Annotated in this window: 11 protein-coding genes; 2 read left to right on the top strand and 9 right to left on the bottom strand. The window is 71.2% G+C overall.

Annotated elements, in window-relative coordinates:
- Positions 1–189: 189 nt before the first annotated feature.
- The 6 genes from RT323_RS12950 to proC all read right to left on the bottom strand — a co-directional run bounded on the left by RT323_RS12950 (position 190) and on the right by proC (position 5,072).
- Positions 190–1,515, bottom strand: a complete 1,326-nt coding sequence (locus RT323_RS12950) for a 1-acyl-sn-glycerol-3-phosphate acyltransferase (RefSeq protein WP_313409151.1) — start codon at positions 1,513–1,515, stop codon at positions 190–192.
- Complete coding sequence (locus RT323_RS12945) at positions 1,512–2,486, bottom strand: NAD-dependent epimerase/dehydratase family protein (protein ID WP_313409149.1); 975 nt, start codon at positions 2,484–2,486, stop codon at positions 1,512–1,514. Before RT323_RS12945 ends, RT323_RS12950 begins: the two co-directional genes overlap by 4 nt.
- Before the next feature lie 3 nt (positions 2,487–2,489).
- The gene (locus tag RT323_RS12940) at positions 2,490–2,591 is read right to left on the bottom strand and encodes a 30S ribosomal protein bS22 (protein WP_019143756.1); all 102 of its coding nucleotides are present in this window, start codon (positions 2,589–2,591) and stop codon (positions 2,490–2,492) included.
- A gap of 132 nt (positions 2,592–2,723) precedes the next feature.
- On the bottom strand, positions 2,724–2,909 hold the full coding sequence (locus RT323_RS12935; RefSeq protein ID WP_313409128.1) for a helix-turn-helix domain-containing protein: 186 nt from the start codon (positions 2,907–2,909) through the stop codon (positions 2,724–2,726).
- A 199-nt stretch (positions 2,910–3,108) separates the two neighbouring features.
- On the bottom strand, positions 3,109–4,284 hold the full coding sequence (locus RT323_RS12930) for an acetoin utilization protein AcuC (RefSeq protein WP_313409126.1): 1,176 nt from the start codon (positions 4,282–4,284) through the stop codon (positions 3,109–3,111).
- 5 nt (positions 4,285–4,289) lie between these two features.
- On the bottom strand, positions 4,290–5,072 hold the full coding sequence (proC, locus tag RT323_RS12925) for a pyrroline-5-carboxylate reductase (protein WP_313409124.1): 783 nt from the start codon (positions 5,070–5,072) through the stop codon (positions 4,290–4,292).
- Between the two features lie 95 nt (positions 5,073–5,167).
- On the opposite strand from proC, the gene RT323_RS12920 reads away from it, so the two are divergent.
- Together RT323_RS12920 and RT323_RS12915 are read left to right on the top strand one after the other, a co-directional pair.
- Positions 5,168–6,118 carry a bile acid:sodium symporter family protein gene (locus RT323_RS12920; RefSeq protein ID WP_313409122.1) on the top strand — a complete coding sequence of 317 codons (951 nt, stop codon included), beginning with the start codon at positions 5,168–5,170 and terminating at the stop codon, positions 6,116–6,118.
- A complete protein-coding gene (locus RT323_RS12915) occupies positions 6,115–6,462 on the top strand; it encodes a VOC family protein (RefSeq protein ID WP_313409120.1) in 348 nt (115 codons plus the stop codon). Before RT323_RS12920 ends, RT323_RS12915 begins: the two co-directional genes overlap by 4 nt.
- A gap of 3 nt (positions 6,463–6,465) precedes the next feature.
- On the opposite strand, the gene RT323_RS12910 is transcribed toward RT323_RS12915, so the two are convergent.
- The 3 genes from RT323_RS12910 to RT323_RS12900 all read right to left on the bottom strand — a co-directional run.
- Positions 6,466–7,254: a sugar phosphate isomerase/epimerase gene (locus tag RT323_RS12910; protein WP_313409153.1), complete on the bottom strand. Its 789-nt coding sequence runs from the start codon at positions 7,252–7,254 to the stop codon at positions 6,466–6,468.
- 31 nt (positions 7,255–7,285) lie between these two features.
- The gene (locus tag RT323_RS12905) at positions 7,286–8,197 is read right to left on the bottom strand and encodes a Ppx/GppA family phosphatase (RefSeq protein WP_313409117.1); all 912 of its coding nucleotides are present in this window, start codon (positions 8,195–8,197) and stop codon (positions 7,286–7,288) included.
- Positions 8,198–8,237: 40 nt separating this feature from the next.
- A partial coding sequence (locus RT323_RS12900) for an SGNH hydrolase domain-containing protein (RefSeq protein ID WP_313409115.1) occupies positions 8,238–9,457 on the bottom strand: 1,220 nt, incomplete at its 5' end.

The following is a 9,457-nucleotide window of genomic DNA, read 5'->3' as shown; positions in this document are numbered from 1 at the left end:
CCCCCCACCGACACGACGCTGGCGCCGAGGAACGCCGCCGCGGCCAGGGCGATCCGGCGTCCGCGCGTCTCGCCCGGCGTGGGGCGGCTCGCCCGGGCCGCCATCGCGAGGCGGTGGACGAGATCGTCCGACGGTTCAAGCGTCGGCACGTCGAACGTCAGATCGGGGCGCGGCCCGGACCGGCCGGCGTCAGAGGAAGGGGTTCCCACGTTCGACGAGGAGGTTGTAGAGGGTCTGCTGGATCGTCTCGCGGACCTGGTCCGTGACGTTGAACAGCAGCATCGGGTCGTCGGCCGACTCGGGCGGGTAGGCGTCGGTGCGGATCGGCTCGCCGAACTCGATGATCCACTTGCTCGGCAGCGGGATCAGGCCGAGGGGGCCGAGCAGCGGGAAGAACGGCGTGATGGGGATGTACGGCAGCCCCAGCAGGCGTGCGAGCGAGGGAATGTTGCCGATCAGCGGATAGATCTCCTCGGCGCCCACGATCGAGACCGGGATGATCGGCACCTGCGCGCGCATCGCCGACGAGACGAAGCCGCCGCGCCCGAACCGCTGCAGCTTGTACCGCTCGCTGAACGGCTTGCCGACGCCCTTGAAGCCCTCGGGCCACACGGCCGCGAGCTCGCCGGAGGTCAGGAGCCGCTCGGCGTCCTCGGCGCAGGCCAGCGTCGCGCCCATCTTGCGGGCGATCTGGCCGACGTACGGCAGTCGGAACACGAGGTCGGCGCCGAGCGGCCGGATCGGCCGGCCCGTGTGCTTGCGCACGGCGTAGCCCGTGATGAGCCCGTCGACCGGGATCGTGCCCGAGTGGTTCGCGACCAGCAGCGCTCCGCCCTCGGTCGGGATGTTCTCGATGCCCCGCACCTCGAGGCGGAACCAGCTCTCGGCCAACGGCTCGACCAGCAGCGACAGCAGGTCGAGCACCTCGGGATCGAGCCCGAACTCGTCGACCTCGTAGTCGCCGGAGAGCCGGCGGCGCAGGCCACCCACGATCTCGAGCACGCGGTCCTGCCAGTCGGTGCCCATCAGTCGGCGCGCACCGTCGGCGAAGGCCGCCGCGACGTCCTCGGGGTCGATGTCGGCGGTCGCCTCGCGGGGAGGCTCCTGGTGCGACGGCTCCTCCTCGGGGACGGCGTGGAGGTGACGAGGCCGCTGGCCCTCCTCGGTCGCGGGCGCCTCGGGCCGGGACGGCTCGGCGGTCCGCGGCTCCTGCTCGGAGACGGGCTTCTTCGCAGCCGGCTTGTTCGGTGCGGACTTCTTCGCAGCCGGCTTCTTCGGTGCGGACTTCTTCGCCGCGGGCTTGGCCGAGGTCGAGGCACCGGCGGGAGTCGGGCCGGTCTTCGTCGAGCGCTTCGGCTGCGTGTCCTCGTCCTTCTTGTTGGCGGCGGCCCGCTTCGCCGCGGGCGTCTGCTTGCCCGGCCCGGCGAGCGAGCGTGCGGCACGCGAGGGCGAGGTCGACTTGTTGCCGCGGCCGGCGGCACCCGACGTGCCGATGCCCTTGAGGTCGTCCTTCATCGAGTCACCCCCAGCGCATGCAGGAGCCCGGGACGCTGGACCTCGGCGTACCACTCGAAGGTCTCGCGCGTGGTGTGCTGGGGCGCGTAGCCGAAGATCTCGCGCAGGGCGTCGGTGTCGAGCACCCGGCCGTAGGTCAGCAGGCGATGCAGTCCCGGAGAGATGTCGGTGCCCATGAAGTGGGCGGCACGGCTCAGGACGGGCCCGAAGCCCAGGGGCGCGAGCGGCAGGGTGGGCTTGCCCAGGATCCGGGCGGCCTGCGTCAGCATGAGCACGCCGTCGCCTGCGACGTTGAACGTGCCGGGCCGGTCCTCGAGCGCGGCTCGGGCGATGACCTCGAGGGCGTCCTGGGGGTGCAGCAGCTGGAGTCGGGCGTCGAAGCCCATCGGGACGGGCAGGACCGGGTTGGAGAAGTACGTGCCCAGCGCCGTGGAGAAGTGGGGCGACAGCCACTGCGCCATGCGCAGCGTCGTCACGCAGACGTCGGGTCGGCGACGGGCGAACCCGCGCGTGTACCCCTCGACCTCGACGATGTCCTTGGAGAAGCCGGACTTCGTCCCGCCACGGGCGGTCGCCGACTCGGTGAAGACGGCCGGGTCGCGCGGCGAGGCGCCGTAGACGGCTGAACTGCTCGCCAGCACGACCCGTTGGACACGCTCAGAGCGCTGGCACGCGGCCAGCACCTGCATCGTGCCGATGACGTTGATCTCCTTGGTGGCGCTGCCGGCGCCCCGCGACCGCATCGGCGCGAGGTCCATGTGGACCACCGTGTCGACGTCCTCGACAGCGAGAACCTTGGAGATGACAGGCGTGCGGATGTCCGCACGCACGAACTTGACGGACCCGAGATCGTCCGCGGGCAGGGTGGTGTCGACTGCGACAACCCTGACGTCGCCGGACTCAGCGATGCGCCGCGCGGCAAGTGCCACGCCCGGCGTGGCCGCGCCCGTAACCAGGACGACCTCGGACATCCGTCACTTGCCCAGACGGCGGCGCTGCACTCGCGTGCGCTTCAGCATCTTGCGGTGCTTCTTCTTCGACATCCGCTTACGGCGCTTCTTGATGACAGAACCCACGACTCACCTTCGATCTGGACTTTCCACACAGGACAGACCAACAGTAGGCGATCGCACCCACCGCGCAAACAGCGGTGGCCCCGGCCCTGTCGGCACCGACGCGGCCCGTCCCCCACGGGCCGGGTCGGGCTGTCAGCCGACCTGGTAGTACGACTTCGTCAGCAGTTCCTCGACCGCGTGCTCGGGCACACGGAAGGAACGGCCGACGCGCACGGCCTCGAGCTCACCGGAGTGAACCAGGCGATACACCGTCATCTTCGAGACGCGGATCTGGTCCGCCACCTCGGCCACGGTCATGAAACGAGTTCCCTCGGACATCTCCACACCATCCTCCCAGGGCACGCGCGCTCTCCGGCTTCCCCACCGGAGAGTGAGCGCGCGTGCTTGATGGAAGCCTAGTGGCAGATGAGTCCCGTGGGAATCAAAATTTTGAAACTCCAAGTTCTTCCTCGCATCTCAGGGCTAATCGCAGTCCATCTGTACCGCGCACGTACCGTGATAAGCCCCGGATCCCCGGTCAGTACGAGGGGTCGAGCCCGTTCAGCGGAAAAGTTTCGGCCCGAGTCGCCTGGATGGACCGATCCAGCCACGATGCGGGATCGTATCCGTCCTCCCAGCGTCGGTACGCCGCTCGGCGGCCGTCCGTCATGCGCGACGGCGCCGGCTGGCCACGCAGCTGCTCGACCGCACGACGCCACCCCTCGGGGGTCTCGGTCTCGGGCGGCAGCGGGTTCTCGCTCACGATCGCGAGCAGGTGGGCCCAGGCGCGCGGCACGACGTCGACCACGGCGTAGCCGCCACCACCGGTGGCGAGCCAACGGCCCTGCGTGACCTCGTCGGCGAGGTCGCGCACCGCGAGGTACGACGCCCGCTGCCCGTCGACGCTCAGCATGAGGTTCGTCAGCGGGTCGTCCATGTGGGAGTCGCAGCCGTGCTGGCTGACGATGATCTCGGGCGCGAACTCCCGGACGATGGGCGGCACGACGGCGTGGAAGGCGCGCAGCCAGCCGGCGTCGGACGTGCCGGGCGGCAACGGGACGTTCACGGCGGAGCCCTCGGCCCCCTCGGCACCGACCTCGGTCGAGTAGCCGGTCCCGGGGAAGAGCGTCTTCGGGGACTCGTGCAACGAGATCGTCAGCACGCGGGGGTCGTGGTAGAAGATCGCCTGGACGCCGTCGCCGTGGTGCGCGTCGACGTCGATGTAGACGATCTTCTGCGCGCCCTGGTCGAGCATCCACTGGATGCCCATCGCGACGTCGTTGTAGACGCAGAAGCCGCTGGCCCGACCGGGCATCGCGTGGTGCAGGCCGCCGCTGACGTTGATGGCCCGGCGCCGCTCCCCCGTCCAGACGAGGCGCGCGGCCTCGAGGCTGGCTCCGGCGATGAGCGCGCTGGCGTCGTGCATCCCCTCGAACACCGGGTTGTCCTCGGTGCCCAGGCCGTGGGCCGGATCGCTGTGGGTGGGGTGCTTGCTGAGGTTGACGACGCGCTCGACGTAGTCGGGGGTGTGGACGCTCAGCAGCTGGGCCTCGGTGGCCGGGGTCGCACCGACGACGTCCAGCTGCTCGAGGACGCCGAGCTCCTCGGCCAGCGCCATCGTGAGCTTGACCCGCACGGGGGCCATCGGGTGCGACGGTCCGAAGTCGTAGTCGGTCAGGTGCTTGTCGAACACCACCGCGGCGCGCTCGTCCATGGCCGTCACCCCAGCTCGGCCGAGCGGGCGATGGCGGCACGGACGCCGGCACGGATTCCCTCACCGACACCGTGGGCGTCGAAGGCACTGATCGCGGCGTGCGTCGTGCCGTTGGGCGACGTGACGCGGCGGCGCAGCTCCTCGGGCGGGTCGTCGGACCCGGCGAGCAGCTCGGACGCGCCGACCAGGGTCTGCACGGTCAGGGTGCGGGCGGCTTCGGGGTCGAGACCGCCCTCGACACCGGCGGCGATCATGTGCTCGGCGAGGTGGAACAGGTACGCGGGGCCGGAGCCGGAGACGGCCGTCACGGCGTCCTGGCGGGACTCGTCGACGACGACGACCTCGCCACCGGATGCCAGCAGGTCGACCACGACGTCCAACCGGTCGGCGGGGACGCTGGCACCCGGCGAGACGCCGAACATCCCGCGGCCGATCACGGCGGGCGTGTTGGGCATCGCCCGGACCACGGCGACGCTCTCGGGGAGCGCGGCCTCGATCGTGGCGGTGCGGACCCCGGCGGCCAGGGACACGACGGTGGCGTGGGACTGCACGGCAGCGGCCACCTCGGGCAGGACGGTGGCGACGTCCTGGGGCTTGACGACGAGCAGGACGACGTCGGCGCCGGCGATGGCCGAGACGTCCTCGGCCGTGGCGTGACCGTCGCGCTCGAGCTCGGCTCGGCGCTCGGCGCTGCGCTCGACGACCACGACGTCCTCGTGGCCGGCACGGACCATGGCGGTCACGAGAGTGCCACCCATGACGCCTCCACCGACGACCGCGATCCTCATGGCCCCGAGCGTAGTCCCCACGTGACCGACGCCACCTCGGGACCGCCGCACCCGGCCCGTGCGGGACGCGGGCGGGGCGGGCCTACTGTGGCCCGGTGCGCATCGACCCGTTCATCCTGGGGATCCTGGGCCTGGCCGGCCTCGGGATCGTGCTGCCCGCACAGGGCACCCCCCTGGAGGTCGTCTCGGTCCTGGTCCAGGTGGGCATCGTCGCCCTGTTCTTCCTCTACGGTGCCCGGCTCTCGACGGCCGAGGTCGTGCACGGCGTGACCGCGTGGCGGATCCACCTCGTCATCGCGGGGACCACGTTCGTGCTCTTCCCGCTGCTCGGACTGATGCTCATGCCGCTGGCCCCCGCGGTCATCTCCGAGCAACTGCTGTCCGCCCTGCTCTTCCTGTGCGTCGCGCCCTCCACGGTGCAGGCCGCGGTGGCCTTCACCTCGATCGCCAACGGCGACCGGGCGATCGCCGTGGTCGCCGCATCGGTGTCCAGTCTGCTCGGCGTGTTCCTGACGCCCCTGCTCGTGAGCGTCATGCTGAGCGCCGACGCGAAGATCGACGCCGATGCCGTCCTGCGCATCGTGAGCCTGCTCCTGGTGCCGTTCCTGGCCGGTCAGGTGGCGCGGAGGTGGCTGGGCGCCTGGCTGGACGCGCACGAGGTCGGGGTGCGCCGCTTCGACCGCTCGACCGTCCTGCTGGTCGTCTACGCGGGATTCAGCCGCGGCACGAACGCCGACGTCTGGCAGGTCCTGAACTGGACCGACGCGGCGGTCGTGGCCACCGTGTGCGTCGTCCTGCTCGCGGTGTCGTCGCTGGTCACCTGGCTGGCGGGACGGCCGTTCGGCCGCAAGGCCCGCATCGCGATCTACTTCTGCGGGACGAACAAGTCCCTCGCGGCGGGACTCCCGATGGCCAGCGTCCTGTTCTCGGCCGAGACGTTCCCCCTCATGATCCTGCCGCTCATGGTCTACCACCAGCTGCAGCTGATCGTCGGCTCCGTCATCGCGACGAAACTGTCGGACGACGGTCCTAGCGTGCACTCATGACTGTCACCCCCGCGATGATCACGTGCGACACGACCGACGCCCTGGCGTTGGCCACCTGGTGGGCCGAGCAGACCGGCGGCACCATCACCGAGGAGAACGACGGCTGGTACGTGATGGTCGCCGTTCCCGGCTCCCCCGTCCTGGCCTTCCAGAAGGTCGAGCAGCCGACGCCGGGCAAGAACCGCCTGCACCTGGACGTCCTCGCCGACGACCTCGACGCCGAGGTGGCGCGGCTGCGCGAGGCCGGCGCCGGACTCGTGGCCGAGCGCGGTGACGAGAGCTTCCGGTGGGTCACCCTGACCGATCCGGCCGGCAACGAGTTCTGCGTGGCCCAGCGGTCCTGAGAGTCAGACCGGCGCGGAGGCCAGGTGCAGCCGCGCGAACGCCAGTGCCTCCAGCAGGTCGGCGTCGCGGTCCTCGGCCTTGCGGGTGTTGACCTCGACGACGACGTGGCCGGTGAAGCCGCGCTGGGCCAGGCTCTCCAAGAGCCGGTCACAGCCCTGCGTGCCGCGTCCGGGGATCAGGTGCTCGTCCTTCATCGACCCGGATCCGTCGGTGAGGTGGATGTGCGCCAGCCGATCCCCCAGGTCGTCGATGAGCTTCAGCGAGTCGATGCGTGACGTGGCCGAGTGTGAGAAGTCCACGGTCACGTTCTCGTACTCGAACGGCACCGGGTCCCAGCCCGGCGCGTAGGCCTGGAACTCGCGCTTGCCCGAGCGCCACGGGTACATGTTCTCGACCGCGAAGGCGACGTCGTAGTCGTCCTCGAGACGAGCGATGCCCTCGACGAAGCCGCGCGCGTACTCGCGCTGCCACCGGAAGGGCGGATGCACGACGACGGTGTCCGCACCGACGTCCAGCGCCATCTCGGCGCTGCGGTGCAGCTTGCCCCACGGGTCGGTGCCCCACACACGCTGCGTCACGAGCAGACAGGGCGCATGGATCGAGACGATCGGGATGTCGTGCGAACGGGACAGCGCCTTGACCGCGGTCGTGTCGGCGCTGACGTCGTCGAGCCCGACCATGACCTCGACCCCGTCGTACCCGAGCCGTGAAGCGGTCTCGAATCCCGCTGCCGTCCCCTCGGGGTAGACCGAGGACGTCGACAGCGAGACCATCGGATGACCGGTGGGCATGCTCACACCTCCCAGCGTAGGACGGGCCCGGTCACAGGTGGTCCAGGTACTCGATCAGCACGCCCTCGCGCAGCGCCCACGGACAGATCTCGAGGGTCTCGAGGCCGAACAGGTCCATCGTGGCCTCGGCGACCATGGCGCCGGCACGCATCTGGTGCGCCCGTACGGCCGAGACGCCGGGCATCGCGGCGATCTGGGCGTCGGACGCGGTGCGCAGCACGACGCCCAGCTCGGCCAGGTCGGCGCGGTGCAGCGCGCGACGAACGTACGGGCCCTCCCCGGAGGGAGCGGCCCCGCACATCCGCGCGAGCGAGCGGAACGTCTTGCTGGTGGCGACGGCCCGGTCGAACTGGCCGGCGCGCAGCAACGGTCCCGCGACGGCGCCGATCTCGCGGCGGATCTCGCGACGCAGGTCGTCCTGCGAGATGCCGCGATCGAGCCAGCGGCGGGGCAGGCGCCCGGCGCCCAGCGGCAGCGACGTCGCCGTGTCCGGGGTCTCGTCGGCGCCGACCGCGAGCTCGAGCGAGCCGCCACCGATGTCGAAGACGCCCAGTCGACCGGCGGACCAGCCGAACCAGCGGCGTACGGCGAGGAACGTCAGTCGCGCCTCGTCCGCGCCGGGCAGGATCTGCAGGCGCATCCCGCTGGCGTCGTGGACGCGGTCGATGACCTCCTCGACGTTGCCGGACTCGCGCACGGCCGACGTGGCGAAGGCGAGCACGCGCTCGGCGCCCTTGTCCTCGGCCTGCGACGCGGCCTCGGCCACGTACTTCGCGAGTCGGTCGATGCCGTGGGAGGTGACGCGACCCTCGGCGTCAAGGTGCTCGGCCAGCCGCAGTGGCTCGCTGAAGGAGTGCGCCGGCAGCGGCGGCCCACCCCGGAACGCGTCCACGATGAGCAGGTGACCGGTGTTGGACCCGATGTCGAGCACGCCGATGCGCATGCTTCCAGTGTGGCATCGACGCCGGACGCTCGCGCAGGTTCTAGGGGTGCAGTGCCCCGGTGCGAGCGATCTCGCGGTACAGGAACGGCGCCAGGGTCTCGGCGTAGCCCGCCGAGACGTGGTTGTAGTCCCGGTAGACGCCGACCCCGCCCAGGACGACGGGGCAGACCTCGTCGTCGCAGAAGTAGCGCCACATGTCGACGAACTCCACCCCGTCGACCCGCGACGCGGCGCGCTCGAACGCGTCGAACTGGTTGACGACGTCGTCCCGCGCGACGTCGCACGCCTCCCAGTCCTGCGGGCTGGTGGCGATCAGGCAGTCGTCGGGGTCGTCCTCGAGCCGCGGGTTGTCCCGCAACGCCACGATCGGGACACCGTCGGCGATGACGGGCCGCCATGCCTCGACCAGCCCGTCGACGCGGTCCTGCCTCGGCCCGACCATGCGCCCGCTGTAGGCGGTCGTGACGACCACGTCGTACTCGCCGGCGTGCTCGTCCAGCCACTCGGCGAGGTTCACGCGCCACGCGTCGCACGACGCGATCCGGGCCGGGTCCTTGTCCTCGATGGGGTGCGTGCTCCACGCACAGCTGGCCTTGGCCGTCGCCGTGACGGACACGATCCCGTTCTCGGCGAGGCGCCTGAACGCGCCGAACAGCACCCGTGCGTGGGAGTCGCCGACCACCAGCACCCGGGGAGCGTCCTGCGGGCCGTCCCCGAGGTCGCAGACGTCGACCTCGTCGTCGTACGGCTGGGCCCAGCAGTCGATGAACGCCTCGAAGTTGCGGCCGATCCGCTCGGGCGACGGACTCGTGGTCCCCGCCAGATCAGGGTTCGCGCACGGCTCACCGTCGAGCCTGGCGGCGATCTCCGCGGCACCGAAGCACGCGGGCAGGTCGGCGGTCACGACCTCCTGCACCCGCGCGACGTCGGACTCGATCCCCTCGACCCGGTCCATGCCGGGACCCGTGACCAGGAACGCGGCGATGCCCAGGCTCGCGGCCAGGATCGCCCACGCAGCGCCGTGCGCGACCAGGCGGCGCAGGCCGAGGATCGCGACCACGGCCACGAGGGCGACGACGCCGAGCAGCACCAGCAGCTCGGCCCGGTCGCGCAGGCCCAGGTCACGACCGAGGACCTCGGGCGCGAGGCGCACGGCCGGCCCGGCCACACAGAACAGGGTCCAGGCCGCGAGGGCGAACCACGCGGCCACGCGATCACGGAGCAGGGCTGCCGGGGAGCCCGGAGCGAGCCCGTCGACCA

This window comes from Aeromicrobium sp. (genome assembly GCF_032084975.1).
Taxonomy (GTDB): domain Bacteria; phylum Actinomycetota; class Actinomycetes; order Propionibacteriales; family Nocardioidaceae; genus Aeromicrobium.
Note: the sequence above shows the minus strand (reverse complement) of the source record. Positions and strands in the feature narration are given on the sequence as shown.